The organism is Proteiniphilum sp. UBA1028, assembly GCF_002316955.1.
In the GTDB taxonomy this organism is placed as follows: domain Bacteria; phylum Bacteroidota; class Bacteroidia; order Bacteroidales; family Dysgonomonadaceae; genus Proteiniphilum.
In genome coordinates, this window is record NZ_DCEN01000056.1 from 22,250 (window position 1) to 37,402 (window position 15,153).

General features: G+C 46.0%; 10 protein-coding genes. 9 read left to right on the top strand and 1 reads right to left on the bottom strand.

Translation table 11 applies throughout. The features are described 5' to 3' along the window. Window positions 1-40 precede the first annotated feature (40 nt). Together B3Z75_RS10285 and serS are read left to right on the top strand one after the other, a co-directional pair. Window positions 41-181 (top strand): hypothetical protein, encoded by a 141-nt coding sequence (locus tag B3Z75_RS10285; RefSeq protein WP_294071220.1) that lies wholly within the window; start codon window positions 41-43, stop codon window positions 179-181. Window positions 182-264: 83 nt separating this feature from the next. Beyond that, complete coding sequence (gene serS / locus B3Z75_RS10290) at window positions 265-1,533, top strand: serine--tRNA ligase (RefSeq protein ID WP_294071223.1); 1,269 nt, start codon at window positions 265-267, stop codon at window positions 1,531-1,533. Here the strand turns inward: serS and B3Z75_RS10295 are convergent. After that, window positions 1,525-2,775: a CinA family nicotinamide mononucleotide deamidase-related protein gene (locus B3Z75_RS10295; protein ID WP_294071225.1), complete on the bottom strand. Its 1,251-nt coding sequence runs from the start codon at window positions 2,773-2,775 to the stop codon at window positions 1,525-1,527. The genes serS and B3Z75_RS10295 overlap by 9 nt on opposite strands. A 141-nt stretch (window positions 2,776-2,916) precedes the next feature. Here B3Z75_RS10295 and B3Z75_RS10300 point away from each other — a divergent pair, with 141 nt between their 5' ends. The 7 genes from B3Z75_RS10300 (at window position 2,917) to B3Z75_RS10330 (ending at window position 15,152) form a co-directional block, all read left to right on the top strand. Beyond that, window positions 2,917-3,174 carry a type B 50S ribosomal protein L31 gene (locus B3Z75_RS10300; RefSeq protein WP_294071228.1) on the top strand — a complete coding sequence of 86 codons (258 nt, stop codon included), beginning with the start codon at window positions 2,917-2,919 and terminating at the stop codon, window positions 3,172-3,174. Window positions 3,175-3,308: 134 nt separating this feature from the next. Continuing rightward, window positions 3,309-4,565 carry a DUF4105 domain-containing protein gene (locus B3Z75_RS10305; protein ID WP_294071231.1) on the top strand — a complete coding sequence of 419 codons (1,257 nt, stop codon included), beginning with the start codon at window positions 3,309-3,311 and terminating at the stop codon, window positions 4,563-4,565. A gap of 24 nt (window positions 4,566-4,589) precedes the next feature. Continuing rightward, window positions 4,590-6,173 carry an alkaline phosphatase family protein gene (locus tag B3Z75_RS10310; RefSeq protein WP_294071234.1) on the top strand — a complete coding sequence of 528 codons (1,584 nt, stop codon included), beginning with the start codon at window positions 4,590-4,592 and terminating at the stop codon, window positions 6,171-6,173. Window positions 6,174-6,255: 82 nt separating this feature from the next. Further along, window positions 6,256-9,558, top strand: a complete 3,303-nt coding sequence (gene secA / locus B3Z75_RS10315; protein WP_294071237.1) for a preprotein translocase subunit SecA — start codon at window positions 6,256-6,258, stop codon at window positions 9,556-9,558. A 168-nt stretch (window positions 9,559-9,726) separates the two neighbouring features. Continuing rightward, complete coding sequence (gene gyrA, locus B3Z75_RS10320) at window positions 9,727-12,261, top strand: DNA gyrase subunit A (protein ID WP_294071240.1); 2,535 nt, start codon at window positions 9,727-9,729, stop codon at window positions 12,259-12,261. Window positions 12,262-12,419: 158 nt separating this feature from the next. Then, on the top strand, window positions 12,420-13,691 hold the full coding sequence (locus tag B3Z75_RS10325; RefSeq protein WP_294071243.1) for a tetratricopeptide repeat protein: 1,272 nt from the start codon (window positions 12,420-12,422) through the stop codon (window positions 13,689-13,691). 288 nt (window positions 13,692-13,979) lie between these two features. Further along, window positions 13,980-15,152, top strand: coding sequence for an AIR synthase related protein (locus B3Z75_RS10330; RefSeq protein ID WP_294071246.1), 1,173 nt, complete (start codon window positions 13,980-13,982; stop codon window positions 15,150-15,152). The last annotated feature ends 1 nt before the right edge of the window (window position 15,153 follow it).

Genomic DNA, 15,153 nt, shown 5'->3' on the forward strand with positions numbered 1-15,153 from the left:
CTGAGACTTTTTTGTTATTAAAGATAAATAAATATTGATCATGAGAAAAAACAGTACAATAAAAGACATTGTGATGCTCGGTGCGTTTGCCGGGTTTGCTTATTACATTTCGCGCTACTATCGCCAGAAAAAACAAAAAGAGAGAGAATTGCGCGAAACACTCCACTTTCAGCTATTTTAAGTTTACAAAAGACTCCGGGATATCTCGTTTTTTTGTATCTTTGCGGACGTAAAGAAAGTTAAACGTTTTCGTGATTTTTTTTTATGCTCACACTAAAAGTTATCAACGATAATCCCGAAGAGGTAGTACGACGCCTGTCGAAAAAACATTTCGATGCACATGAGATCGTTGCCCAGATAATTGCCTCTGATGATCTTAGGCGGAGTACGCAGACATCTCTTGACACGCTCCTGGGAGAGGTCAATGCGCTGTCAAGGTCCATTGGGGCACTCATGAAAGAGGGAAAAAAGAAGGAAGCCTCTGCCGCCCGGGAGAAGGTAGTAGCATTGAAAGAGTCTTCCAGACAACTGGATGAGACTCTAAAAGAGGCAGAGGCTAGAATCGAGCAGCTGCTGGTTACTGTGCCCAATCTTCCTCACGAGTCGGTCCCCGAAGGAAAGGGAGCGGAAGATAACATGGTGGAAAGAAGTGGCGGAGTGATGCCGGTACTGTCCGACGATGCGCTTCCTCATTGGGAACTGGCAAAAAAATATGACCTTATCGACTTTGAGCTGGGAGTAAAAATCACCGGTGCGGGTTTTCCTGTCTACAAAGGGAAGGGAGCACGTCTGCAGCGTTCGTTAATCAATTTCTTTTTGGATAGTGCACGCGATGCCGGATTTCTGGAGGTGCAGCCGCCTTATGTGGTAAACAGCGACTCTGGCTTCGGCACCGGCCAGCTTCCAGACAAAGAGGGACAGATGTATCATGTGGGATTGGACGACCTTTATCTGATTCCGACCGCAGAGGTGCCGGTAACCAACATGTATCGCGATGTGATTCTTGACGAGAAAGAGTTGCCGGTAAAGAATACGGCCTATTCGGCATGTTTCCGCCGGGAAGCAGGCTCCTATGGCAAGGATGTGCGCGGGCTGAATCGCCTGCATCAGTTTGACAAAGTAGAGATTGTCTGCATCGAGAAGCCGGAAAATTCTTATGAACGGCTGGATGAGATGGTCCGGTATGTACAGACACTGGTGGAAAAGTTGGAACTTCCCTGGCGCATACTTCGTCTTTGCGGCGGTGACATAAGTTTTACCTCGGCGCTTACATTCGATTTTGAAGTATATTCTGCCGCGCAACAGCGATGGCTGGAAGTGAGTTCTGTTTCTAATTTCGAAAGCTTTCAGGCAAATCGGTTGAAATGCCGTTACCGCGATGCAGACCGCAAAACACAACTCTGCCATACGCTCAATGGCAGTGCCCTTGCCTTACCCCGTATCATGGCAGCATTGCTGGAAAATAACCAGACTCCTGCGGGAATACGTATCCCGGAAGTGCTTGTCCCTTATTGTGGGTTTACATCAATTTGATTCTGTTACGCCTTTACGGGTCAGCATCTTTAGCAACTGGAGGATTGCCAGGTTGGCTGTACGCTCGATGTTCTCTTCCCGGTTACTGCCAACCCGGTATTCAACGGAAAGTTGCTCGTCACCATTTTGTGTGCATATCCAGACTGTTCCGACCGGTTTCTCCTTAGTTCCTCCTTCGGGGCCCATGATGCCGGAGACAGCTATGCTGCATCCGGTCTTCAGTTTGTTTGCTACATTCCTGGCCATCTGTTCGACCACTTCCCGGCTCACCACGCCAAATTTTCCGATCGCGCTTTTCTCTACACCCAGCACGTCCTCTTTGATACGGTTATCGTACGATACAATGCTGCCTTCAAAATAGTCTGAAGCGCCGGGGATAGCGGTTATACGATGCGCAATGAATCCTCCCGTGCAGCTTTCGGCAGTGGACACCCTGAGCTGTAGCTTGCGCAGCTTATCACCGAGGAGTGCCTCCGCTGTTTTTTCGCTTCTGGCAACAAACTCGTCACCAAGAAGCATTTTCAGCTTGCGCCCCAGTTGTTTCATCTCCTGTTCATGTTCTGCACCCCAGGCAGATAATCGCAGCCTGATAAATCCGAAAGAGGGAAGGTAGGCTAGTGAAAAGCCTGTAGGAAGCATGGTTTCAAATCCCGCAAGACGTGTAGCCAGAGACGATTCGGTAATACCTGATACCAAGTAAGTGCGACGTAGGTATTGTTTTACCTGAAACTGTTTTTGCAGGCGTGGAATAATGTCGTCACGCATAGTCATTTTCATTTCAAAGGGTACGCCCGGCATGGAGACCAACACCTTTTCCTCTTTGTTGAACCAGAGGATGGGAGCGGTACCGGCCTTATTCTGAATCACAGTGGCACTGACCGGGACATATGCCTGTTTCCGGGTGAGCTGATTTAACAGAAGATTTCTTTTCAAAAAGACCGATTCAATATTTTGCAGAACCTCGTCGTTAAACTCCAGGGCAGTATGGAAGTACCGACAAAGCGTATGTTTTGTGATATCATCGTTTGTCGGTCCCACACCTCCGGTGAGCAGCAAAATATCGGCCCGTCCGAAAGCAACCTCTATTGCCTGCATGATGTTGTCACTATGGTCTCCCACAGTGGTAATGGCTGTGATGACGAAACCATGCTGCGTCAGCTCACGTCCCATCCAGGCTGCATTGCTGTTCACAACCTGCCCGATAAGTAATTCGTCACCAATGGTAATAATCTCAATTCTCATGTTTATTTTTTCGATACGTTAAAACGACCACAATTTAACAGATAATCCTGATAAAAGAAAAAAGAAACCTATTTATTTTTTTATTTTAAAGGATTGTGCTATCTTTGCCATCCGAAAATTGAGACGAAAATAATAAAACATATGAAGAAAGAAATTCATCCCAACAATTACCGCCCGGTAGTTTTCAAAGATATGTCGAACGAAGAGATCTTTATCTCCCGCTCTACAATCAATGCGAGGGAAACTATTGAAATAGATGGCGTTACTTATCCGTTGGTAAAACTTGAGATCACAAGTGCTTCCCATCCTTTCTATACCGGAAAACAAAAACTGGTAGATACTGCAGGACGTGTGGATAAGTTCATGAACCGTTACGGAAACCGTAACAAGAAAAAATAAAATTTTCCTGAAAAAAGGTATTGAAATGAAACGGCGGTCATTACAGATCGCCGTTTTTTCGTTTTATGAGTATGAATTTAGCACAATTTTGTCTATTTTTGTCACGCGATGGTTCATGAAATAAAAGAAATTCAATGAAACGATTAATACCGGCAGTACTGCTCCTGCTACTTACGCTCGCCGTTTCCCCCGCACCCGCCCAGGTGCAGCTGAGTGATAGTGCAAAAATAAGTCTGCTTACCGCTTCTCCCTGGCACGGGGCCGTATATGCGCTGTTTGGCCATACGGCCATCTTTGTACAAGACGATTCAACGGGTGTGAATGCCGTCTTCAATTACGGTTATTTTGATTCTTCGCAACCCAACTTCATCTACCACTTTGTCAGGGGAGAGACAGACTATATTCTGGGAGTTACCTCTTTTCAGGATTTTTTGTCGGAATATGCACACAGAGGCCAGCAGGTAATAGCGCAGGAATTGAATCTGTCTCCTGACAAAAAACAACAGCTCTACGAAGCCCTCTCTGTTAACGCCTTGCCGGAAAACCGGGAATATCGATACAATTATTTTTACGACAATTGCGCTACCCGTCCACGGGATATGGTGGAACATTATGCGGATGGCCTCATCCAATATTCTCCCACACCTCAGGAGCAAACATATCGTGATCTGGTGAAGGAGTGCGTAGTAGGATACCCCTGGCTGCATTTCGGCATCGACCTGATCATTGGGAATGACGCAGACAGGACCATCGATGTGAGAGAGAAGATGTTTATTCCCCGTTATCTGATGGACTCTTTTAATGATGCCTCCGTACAAAAGAACGATACATTACGCTTTTCGCTGGTACAACAGAAGGAAATCGTACTGGAGCCCAATAGCGAAACAAACAGTCCAAAAGCGGTCAGCAAGTTTACCCCACTAGCTGCAGCTATTTTACTGCTTTTGCTTACCCTGTTTATCAGCCTGACTCAGCTGTTCAAGCTCAGCCCAACGAAGCTTACCCTGTTTTATGATACCATCTTGTTTGGTATTGCCGGTCTGGGAGGAGGAATTCTTTTTTTTATGATGTTTTTTTCCGCACACCCTGCGATGCGTCCCAACTGGAATTTTGTCTGGTTAAACCTTTTTGCACTTATCGCGGCCTTTTTATTTTGGGTAAAATCGGCAAAGAACGTCGTTTATTTCTATCAAATCATTAACTTTGCAGTCCTAACGCTTTTTCTATTATTATGGTGGTTGATACCGCAAACATTACCGGCAGCTACTATCCCATTCTCAATGAGTCTGTGGCTCAGATCGGGCACAAACATACTTATTTGGAGAAAAATGAAATTAAAAAACAAGCGATTCAGATCGAGCAGATATCTCAAAGCGGGATGGGGACAGTGAATCGGTAAATGATGTGTACGTATAATGATCAGGGTATTATCTTCTTTGGTGGCTTTCTTTTCGATTACCGCACTATGTGCACAGAATCCTGCGGGAGAAGTGCCCAAGTTGGTTGTGGGAATTACTATCGATCAGCTCCGTGGCGATTATCTGGAGATGTTTCGCCATACTTTCGGACAGAAAGGATTTAATAGGCTGCTTGCCAATGGGTTGGTGTACAGCAATGTGCATTACGACTTTCCGAATCTTGACAAAGCCTCTACCATTACCACCATTTTTACCGGAGCCAATCCTTCTTATCACGGTATCACTGCTGAAAAAAAGTATATCGTTGCACAGAACCGGGAGGAATTCTCCTTTTTCGACGATAACTATTTGGGAAATTTCACTACCGACAAGCGGTCGCCACTCCCCATAAAAGTGTCCACCCTTGCCGATGAACTGAAGATCGCCTCGGGCGGTCAGTCCGATATTTATGCTTTTGCGCCCGACGCCTCGCAGGCGCTGGCTTCAGGCGGGCATGCTGCCAGCGGTGCATACTGGATTGAAGATGTTACCGGCAAATGGGCTACCACAACCTTTTACAAAAACAAACAGCCGATAGTAGATCAGTATAACCGCAGCGCCCAGTCACTCACGAATACAATCGGCAGCATTACCTGGCGACCTGCTATCGATATAGCGCGTTACAATGCTTTCCCCTATACTAAAAACCGGTATAATTTTCAGCATTACTTCGGACTAGACAAGAAAGACAATATACGTTTGTTCAAACAGTCGCCCTATGTGAACAGGGAGGTGGCTGAGATGGCAATCAAGGTGTTGGAATCCAGTTCTCTCGGGCAGAGAATGAATCCTGACTACCTGGCTCTCACTTTTTATGCAGGGAACTACGAGAAGGCTCTTGATAAAAATTACTCGGTAGAGATTCAGGATACCTACTATTGTCTCGATCAGGAGCTTGGCAAATTGCTCGATGCCATTGAGGCAACAGTGGGAATTAAAAACACACTGATCTTCGTGGTTTCTACTGGCTACTTCAACGAGCAGGAGACCCTTCCCGAAGGGATGGTTACGTCGGGCGGTGATTTTCATCCGGACCGGAGCCAGGCACTTCTTAATATGTACCTGATGGCACTTTATGGCCGGGAGCAATGGATCAAGAAATACTACAACTGCCAGATCTTTTTTGACAGGAAGCTTCTGGAAGACAAAAAGATTGACTTAGTTGATTTTCAGCAAAAAGCAGCCGAGTTTCTTGTCCAATCTGCAGGTGTGCAGGATGTGATCACCTCGCACCAGATGCTCCACGGTGCATACAACGAAAATGTACAATATTACCGGAACGGGTATTACAAAGGAGTATCGGGCGATCTTTTTCTGGAATTACAGCCGGGCTGGAAGGTGATTGAGCCACAGTCGTCCGATTCATACCGGGTACGGTACAATGCAGTTGTCTCTCCGGTAATCTTTTTTGGCAGCAACATTAAACCGCAAAAGGTTGAACGAACCATTGAAGCAACAGAAATAGCGCCCAGCGTGGCTTATCGTTTGCGTATCAGAGCTCCCAACGCAGCCGGCGGAGAGATTCTGAAAGAACTGTTTTGATACAGAAAACACATTTATATCGAAATCATTCAATATGGGAGGCAACAGATGCATCCCGCAATAAAAGAACAACATACAGAATATGGGATTCAACGACATTATTTCAAAAATATTTGGAAACAAGGCTCAGCGCGACCTGAACGAAATAAATCCGGTCGTTAAGCGAATAAAAGAAGCTTATACCGCCATTGAACAACTCTCTAACGACGACCTTCGTGAAAAAACGAAAGAGCTCGAAAAACATATCCGGGAGCAGGTCGCAGAGGAGAGAGCACAGATTGAGAAGTTAAAGGCCGGCATGGAAGAGATTGACCTGGACGACCGTGAAGCCGTATGGAACCAGGTCGATAAGCTAGAAAAAGATATTACCGAGAAATATGAGAAGGTGTTGAGCGAGATACTGCCCGATGCTTTCTCTATCATGAAAGAGACTGCCCGCCGTTTCACCGAAAACGAAGAGATCGTGGTCACAGCAACCAGTTTCGACCGTGATCTGGCTGCCACGCATGATTTTGTCCGTATTGAAGGAGAGAAGGCAATCTATCAGAATCATTGGGTCGCCGGAGGAAACGAGATTACCTGGGACATGATTCACTACGATGTACAGCTCTTTGGCGGTGTGGTGCTTCATCAGGGTAAAATAGCCGAGATGGCTACGGGAGAAGGTAAAACGCTGGTCGCCACCCTTCCCGTATTTTTAAATGCACTTACTCACGAGGGGGTGCATGTGGTGACCGTGAACGATTATCTTTCGAAGCGTGACTCCGAGTGGATGGGGCCTATGTACATGTTTCACGGTCTATCTGTCGATTGCATCGATAAGCACGAGCCCAACTCCGATGCACGTCGCAAGGCATACGAGGCGGATATCACCTTTGGAACCAACAATGAGTTTGGCTTTGATTATCTCCGTGACAACATGGCTGTCTCCCCCAAAGATCTGGTACAAAGGAAGCACAATTATGCCATTGTGGACGAGGTGGACTCGGTGCTGATTGACGATGCACGGACACCGTTGATCATTTCAGGCCCGGTACCCAAGGGCGATGACCAGCTGTTCGACCTGTTCCGTCCCCGCGTGGAGGTAATTGTGAAAGCGCAGCGCGACCTCACTACCCGCCTGCTTGCCGAGGCGAAAGTGAAGATGGCTTCATCCGATCCCAAAGAACAGGAAGAGGGTGCTTTATTGCTTTTTCGTTCCTACAAGGGAATGCCGAAGTACCAACCGTTGATTAAGTTTCTTAGCGAGCAGGGTGTCAAAGCTGCCATGCTCAAGACCGAAGCATTTTATATGCAGGAGCAGATGCGCAATATGCACATCGTGACCGATCCGCTCTATTTCGTAATCGACGAAAAGCTCCACAGCATTGAGCTGACCGACAAGGGAATCGACATGCTGACCGGAAAATCGGATGATCCGCAATTTTTCATTCTTCCCGACATTGCTTCGCAACTGTCGGATCTGGAACACTCGGCCGGTACCGACGAGGAGAAAGCCGCAAGGAAAGACGAACTACTGCAAAACTTTGCCATTAAATCGGAACGGGTACATACGGTGAATCAGCTGCTCAAAGCCTATACTCTGTTTGAGAAGGACGATGAGTATGTTGTGATCGACAACAAGGTGAAGATTGTCGATGAACAAACAGGGCGTGTTATGGAAGGACGTCGTTATTCCGATGGTCTTCATCAGGCTATCGAAGCAAAGGAACGCGTGAAAGTAGAGGCTGCAACGCAGACATTTGCCACCATCACCCTGCAGAATTTCTTCCGGATGTATAGTAAGCTTGCAGGAATGACCGGTACTGCCGAGACCGAAGCAGGTGAGTTTTGGGATATCTACAAACTGGACGTGGTGGTTATCCCCACCAACAAGCCAATTATCCGCGACGATCAGAACGACCGCATCTATAAGACGAAACGCGAAAAATATACCGCAGTTATTGAGGAGATAGAAAAGCTTATTGGCGCCGGGCGACCGGTATTGGTGGGAACTACCTCCGTAGAGATCTCCGAGTTACTGAGCCGCATGCTTGCGTTGCGGAAAATAAAGCACAATGTGCTGAATGCCAAACTCCATCAGCGTGAAGCAGAAATTGTGGCGCACGCAGGACAGAGTGGTGTGGTGACCATTGCTACCAACATGGCCGGTCGCGGTACCGACATCAAACTGTCTCCCGATGTAAAAGCCGCGGGAGGGTTAGCCATTATCGGTACGGAACGTCACGAATCGCGGCGTGTGGACCGTCAGCTGCGTGGTCGTGCCGGTCGTCAGGGAGACCCGGGCTCATCTGTTTTCTTCGTTTCGCTTGAAGATGACCTAATGCGACTCTTTGCCACAGAACGCATTGCCGGATTGATGGACAAGATGGGCTTCAAAGAGGGCGATGTTCTGGAACACAGCATGTTGAGCAAATCAGTGGAGCGTGCCCAAAAGAAAGTGGAAGAAAACAATTTTGGTATTCGCAAGCGTTTGCTGGAGTATGATGATGTAATGAACTCGCAGCGGGAAGTGATCTACAAACGTCGCCGCCACGCTCTGATGGGAGAACGCATTGACAATGACGTGGCCAGCATGATCTCGGAAACAGCCCGCAACATTGTGGAGTCAAATGAAGATGATTACCAGAGCATGAAACTCGACCTTCTTCGGGTAATGGCACTTGAAGTTCCTTTTAAGGAGCAGGATATGAAGGGCCTGAAAGAAGAGGAGCAGGTAGAGGCTGTTACTGCCAAAGCTTTTGAAGCATTCAAACGTAAGACCGAGAGATTGGCCGAGGTAGCCCAGCCGGTCATAAAACAGGTCTATGAGAACCAGGGAGCTATGTACGAGAATATTCTCATTCCCATTACCGACGGGAAAAGAGTATATAATATTTCCTGCAACCTGAAAGAAGCCTATGAAACAAGTTCCAGAGCATTGGTGAAAGCTTTTGAAAAATCGATTCTCCTACATACCATCGACGAAGATTGGAAAGAGCATCTCCGCGAAATGGATGAATTGCGCCAATCTGTTCAGAATGCCAGTTACGAGCAAAAGGATCCACTCCTGATCTATAAGCTGGAATCGTTTAGCCTTTTCCGGGAAATGATCAACGATGTGAATTCGAAAGCTGTCTCCATTCTCATGCGTGGCCAGATACCGGTGCAGGATCCGGCCAGCGTTCGCCGGGCCGCCCCGGAGCAAAAGACCGACTACAGTCGGTATCGGACCCAAAAAGAAGATTCGGACGGCATGGTACCCGGAAAAGGGGAAAATAGTGCGGCTCAGCAACCGCGACAACCCCAGAAACTGGAACCAATCCGCGTAGAGAAAAAGGTAGGCCGAAACGATCCCTGTCCTTGTGGTAGTGGTAAAAAGTACAAAAGCTGTCACGGAAAATAAGCCACATAAAAAAGATTAAAACAGAGAGCAAATGTCTCTCTGTTTTTTGTTAAATCCAAAGAAAAGCCGTATCTTAGTGTAATCAAACGGCATACTCTTTAAGAGATTTATTTGCCTATTAATGAGCTACATACAAAAAGTTATTGAAGAGAATTATCACATTTTAATATGATTGATCAGGAAGACAGAATCATCAAGATTAATATCGAAGATGAAATGAAATCATCGTACATCGATTATTCGATGTCCGTGATCGTTTCCCGCGCGTTGCCCGATGTGCGGGATGGATTTAAACCAGTACACCGGCGTATTTTATTTGGTATGTCGGAGCTGGGCAATACTCCCGATAAGCCCCACAAGAAGTCTGCCAGAATTGTCGGTGAGGTATTGGGTAAGTACCACCCGCACGGTGATTCATCTGTATATGGCGCCATGGTTCGACTGGCACAGGACTGGAGCATGCGCTATACTCTGGTGGACGGACAGGGAAATATGGGTAGTGTGGATGGAGACAGTCCCGCCGCCATGCGATATACCGAAGCAAGACTGAATAAGCTTGCCGAAGAGATGTTGCGGGATATCGACAAGGAGACGGTCGATTTTCAATATAACTTTGATGATACACTGCAGGAGCCGACTGTCCTCCCCACGCGCATTCCCAATCTGTTGATGAACGGTTCTTCCGGTATTGCTGTAGGGATGGCCACCAATATGGCGCCGCACAACCTTACAGAATGTGTGGATGGCATCATCGCTTACATCGATGATAACGATATCGATACCAAAGGATTGATGCAGTATATCAAGGCTCCAGACTTTCCTACCGGAGCCTATATTTATGGATATAAAGGCGTTGAGGAGGCATTCGAGACGGGCAGGGGGCGCATTGTAATGCGCGGAAAAGCAGAGATAGAGTCGGGGAAGACACACGATAAGATCATCATTTCTGAAATTCCCTACCTGGTAAACAAAGCCGATTTTATCAAACATGTTGCCGATCTGGTCACCGAGAAGAGGATCGAAGGAATATCCAACATCAACGATGAGTCAGACAGAGACGGTATGCGTATTGTGGTGGATATCAAACGAGACGGCAATGCAAACATTGTCCTCAATAAGTTATACAAACTGACTGCGCTGCAATCTTCGTTCAGTGTTAACAATATTGCGCTAGTGAAAGGACGCCCCGAACTGCTGAACCTCAAAAGGATAATTGAGCTCTTTGTGGAGCACCGTCACGATGTGGTCATCCGGCGTACCCGCTACGAATTGCGAAAGGCGGAGGAGCGTGCTCACATTCTTGAGGGGTTGATCATTGCTTCCGACAATATCGACGAGGTGATTGCCATCATCCGGGGATCCTCTACGCCCCAGGAGGCCATACAGCGTTTGATGGAGCGATTTTCGCTCAGCGATATTCAATCGCGTGCGATTGTGGAGATGCGATTAAGGCAGTTGACTGGTCTTGAGCAGAATAAGCTCCATGCTGAATACGACGAGATACAGAAACTGATTGCCCACCTGAACTCTATCCTGAACGACGAAGGAATGCGCATGCAGGTGATCAAGGATGAGCTGATTGAAATCCGTGAAAAATATGGCGACAAGCGCCGCTCGGAGATCATCTACGCATCGGAAGAAATGAATCCGGAAGATTTTTACGCCGACGATGAAATGGTGATTACCATTTCCCATATGGGCTATATCAAGCGTACCCCGCTTACGGACTTCCATACCCAAAACAGAGGAGGGGTAGGTGCCAGAGGAACCGATACGCGGGAAGAAGATTTCGTGGAGTATATCTACCCGGCCACTACACACAACTACATGCTTTTCTTTACCCAAAAGGGTAAATGTTACTGGCTGCGTGTATTTGAAATCCCCGAAGGTACCAAAAACTCCAAGGGCCGGGCGATTCAAAACCTGTTGAATATTGATCCGGACGACAGCGTTACTGCTTTTGTGCGGGTAGATACGCTCACTGACCAGGATTACATCAACTCTCACTACCTGCTGTTCTGCACCAAAGAGGGTATTGTGAAAAAGACGTTGCTTGAAGCCTATTCCAGGCCCAGACAGAACGGTGTGAATGCCATTACCATCCGGGAAGAAGACCAGGTGATATCGGTACGATTAACGGACGGTAAACAGCATGTGATCCTGGCGAACCGTAACGGTCGGGCTATCCGCTTTCAAGAAGATGATGTGCGCCCAATGGGACGAACTGCTACAGGTGTGCGGGGAATGACTCTCGATGAAGACGGGGAAGATTGCGTGATCGGCATGATTTGTATGGAACCCAATTCGGAGAATACCATTATGGTGGTTTCAGAACAGGGGTATGGCAAAAGATCGCGGCTCGATGACGAAGATGGTGAGGCGGTCTATCGAATCACCCGCAGAGGAGGAAAAGGTGTTAAGACACTGAATGTTACGGAAAAAACAGGTAAATTGGTAGCCATAAAGAGTGTATCAGACGATAATGATTTAATGATAATTAACAAATCAGGAATTACCATACGTCTGAATATTTCCGATATTCGCATCATGGGACGAGCTACTCAAGGAGTACGCCTTATTAATTTGGAAAAAAGAAACGATGAGATAGCCTCTGTTTGCAAGGTAAATTCGGAAGTTTTGGATGAGGAAGCTCCATCTGAAGATGCTAACGGCAATCAAGATGATTTCGATAGTGAAGAATAAATTTCCATTTTAAACTTTTTGCAATCTTTCAGTCAAAGTCAATAACAAACGAAAATTGAAACCAAATGCTTGCAGTGAGTTTCAATAGACATTCAAGAAAAGAATAAACAAAATCGTATTAAATAACATCAATTTAATCACATTAAAAAATGAGTAAAATGAGAAAAATCTTATTCCTTACTATGATTGCCGTTCTTTCAGCAGGGAGTATCTTTGCACAAAAGTCGGCATTAAAAGATGCTAAAAGAGCATTGGGCCGTGACGATTTAAACGAAGCTCGTACGCTGATCAAGCAAGCATCCACTCATCCGGAGACTGCAAACGATCCGGAAACATGGAAAGTAATGGGCGATATAGGCAACAAGGCTTTTGATAACCAAAGAACAAATGCCATGCTCGGTAAACAAGCGAACGACAAGGTCATGTACGACGGTCTCTACGACTCTTATGAGCCATACCTGAAAGCAGACTCACTGGGTGAACTTCCCGATGCAAAAGGCAAGGTTAAGAATAAGTTCCGGAAAGACATTGCAGGTATTCTCCGTGCCAACCATCCTTTTTACATAAATGGTGGAGTTTATTACAACGAACAAAAGAATTACAACAAAGCAACCGATTTCTTCCAAATCTACTGGGATATTCCTTCATTGCCGATGTATGAGGGACAGGCGGATGCTTTCGTCAAGGACAGCACTTTCCAGACAATCAAATATTATGCCATCATCACCGCCATTCAGGCTGAAGACCACAAAAGGGCGCTGAGTATGTTGGAACGAGCTGCCAAAGAACCTTTCATTGAAAACAGTGCATACAAAGAAAGCGACATTTACGAATTGATGGCCAGCGAATATGTAAGCTTGGGGGATACTGCCAAGTACCTCGAAACGTTGAATTTCGGAGCCGAAAGATTTCCATCCAGCAAGTATTTCATTCCCAACCTTATCAACGTATTTATTCGCCAGGGAGATACCCAAAAAGCAATGAATTATCTTGATCAGGCAATTAACAACGACCCATCCAATGCATGTGATCTCAACAGTGTAAAAGGTGCATTATTGGCTGAGAAGGGCGATTATGCCGCTGCAGAGGCCGAGTATAACAAGGCACTGACACAAGATCCCAACTGCGAAAGAGCACTCGAGGCTATCGCTGTGAACTATATTCTTCAGGCTCAGGATCTAAAGGAAAAAACGGCCATGCTGTCCGACAGACAACAACAGGTCGCCAACGATAAAATTACCATTGAGCTTTATCAAAAATCATTGCCTTCGTTGGAAAAATATGCAACACTGTTGAGAGGTCGCAACGCCGAAAAGCATGAACTCGAATCCGCATTACTCAAATTACGCAACGTTTATTACAATCTGAGCAGTATGGGTGTTGACAAAGCTTCGGAACTTGAAGCAGTAGAAAAAGAATTGAATCTCTGATTTGACGTCCAGATTCATTTCATAGAAAATTATAGTAAGAGAAGAGCGATATCGGTCCGGTATCGCTCTTCATTCACAATAGGGATGACTGCATGATCAAATCTGGAATTTATTGGTCGAAATGAATATTTTGATTAAACATAATAGTAATTATAGGAATTCAAGTTTGCTTTTTTCATTCAACAAAGTCCCCGGTTGAATGGTATATTTATTATCTTTGCACAAAATTACACAAACTGCAACTTCTGTAGCGCATAATATTTGCATACATTGAATAAATCAGCAACAATGAGCAACCAACGATACAATCAGCGTGGAGTTTCCGCATCGAAAGAAGATGTACACAACGCCATTAAAAACATTGATAAAGGTATTTTTCCAAAGGCATTTTGTAAAATTATTCCGGATCACCTGGGTAATGACCCGGAATATTGCAACATCATGCATGCAGACGGCGCTGGTACGAAATCGTCACTTGCTTACGTCTATTGGCGGGAAACAGGCGATCTTTCCGTTTGGAAAGGTATTGCCCAGGATGCGTTGATCATGAATGTGGACGACCTTCTTTGTGTGGGTGCTACGGACAATATACTGGTTTCTTCCACCATCGGTAGAAATAAAAAGCTGATACCCGGAGAAGTAATTTCCACCGTCATCAACGCCACCAACGAGCTGTGTGAAGAACTTTCGTCACTTGGACTGAACATTTACCCCACTGGTGGAGAAACAGCCGATGTGGGTGATCTGGTGCGGACAATTATTGTGGACAGTACGGTCGCATGTCGTATGAAACGTTCCGATGTAATTGACAACGGTAACATACAGGCTGGAGATGTGATCGTAGGGCTTTCCTCATCGGGACAGGCTACCTACGAAAAAGAATATAACGGCGGTATGGGTAGCAACGGGCTCACCTCGGCGCGTCACGATGTATTTGCCAATTATCTGGCACAGAAATATCCGGAAAGCTACGATACCTCCATACCAGCAGATCTGGTATATTCGGGAAACCTTCATCTCACGGACGAGATTGAAGAGCTGGGATTGGAAGCGGGGAAACTAGTACTCTCCCCCACCCGCACCTATGCACCAGTTATAATACAGATAATCAAAGAGTTGAGAAAACATATTCACGGAATGATTCACTGTTCAGGTGGTGCACAAACCAAAATTTTACACTTCCTGGGCAATAATTTGAAAGTGGTAAAGAATCGTCTATTCCCTGTCCCTACTCTGTTCGATCTGATCCAAAAACAGTCCGGAACCGATTGGAAGGAGATGTACAAAGTATTCAACATGGGACACCGGATGGAACTATATCTTCCCGAAGAGCATGCACAGCGTGTGATTGAAATTTCAAAGTCGTTTCATGTAGATGCACGGATTGTGGGACATGTGGAGAAATCGCATGTGCGGGAACTGGTGATCGAAAGCGAATTCGGCCGTTTTAAATTTCTTTAAA

Bases quoted from the DNA above. Each gene is read 5' to 3' on its own strand.
- B3Z75_RS10285 (WP_294071220.1), top strand. From the start codon at position 41: ATGAGAAAAAACAGTACAATAAAAGACATTGTGATGCTCGGTGCGTTT.
- serS (WP_294071223.1), top strand. From the start codon at position 265: ATGCTCACACTAAAAGTTATCAACGATAATCCCGAAGAGGTAGTACGA.
- B3Z75_RS10295 (WP_294071225.1), bottom strand. From the start codon at position 2,775: ATGAGAATTGAGATTATTACCATTGGTGACGAATTACTTATCGGGCAG.
- B3Z75_RS10300 (WP_294071228.1), top strand. From the start codon at position 2,917: ATGAAGAAAGAAATTCATCCCAACAATTACCGCCCGGTAGTTTTCAAA.
- B3Z75_RS10305 (WP_294071231.1), top strand. From the start codon at position 3,309: ATGAAACGATTAATACCGGCAGTACTGCTCCTGCTACTTACGCTCGCC.
- B3Z75_RS10310 (WP_294071234.1), top strand. From the start codon at position 4,590: ATGATCAGGGTATTATCTTCTTTGGTGGCTTTCTTTTCGATTACCGCA.
- secA (WP_294071237.1), top strand. From the start codon at position 6,256: ATGGGATTCAACGACATTATTTCAAAAATATTTGGAAACAAGGCTCAG.
- gyrA (WP_294071240.1), top strand. From the start codon at position 9,727: ATGATTGATCAGGAAGACAGAATCATCAAGATTAATATCGAAGATGAA.
- B3Z75_RS10325 (WP_294071243.1), top strand. From the start codon at position 12,420: ATGAGAAAAATCTTATTCCTTACTATGATTGCCGTTCTTTCAGCAGGG.
- B3Z75_RS10330 (WP_294071246.1), top strand. From the start codon at position 13,980: ATGAGCAACCAACGATACAATCAGCGTGGAGTTTCCGCATCGAAAGAA.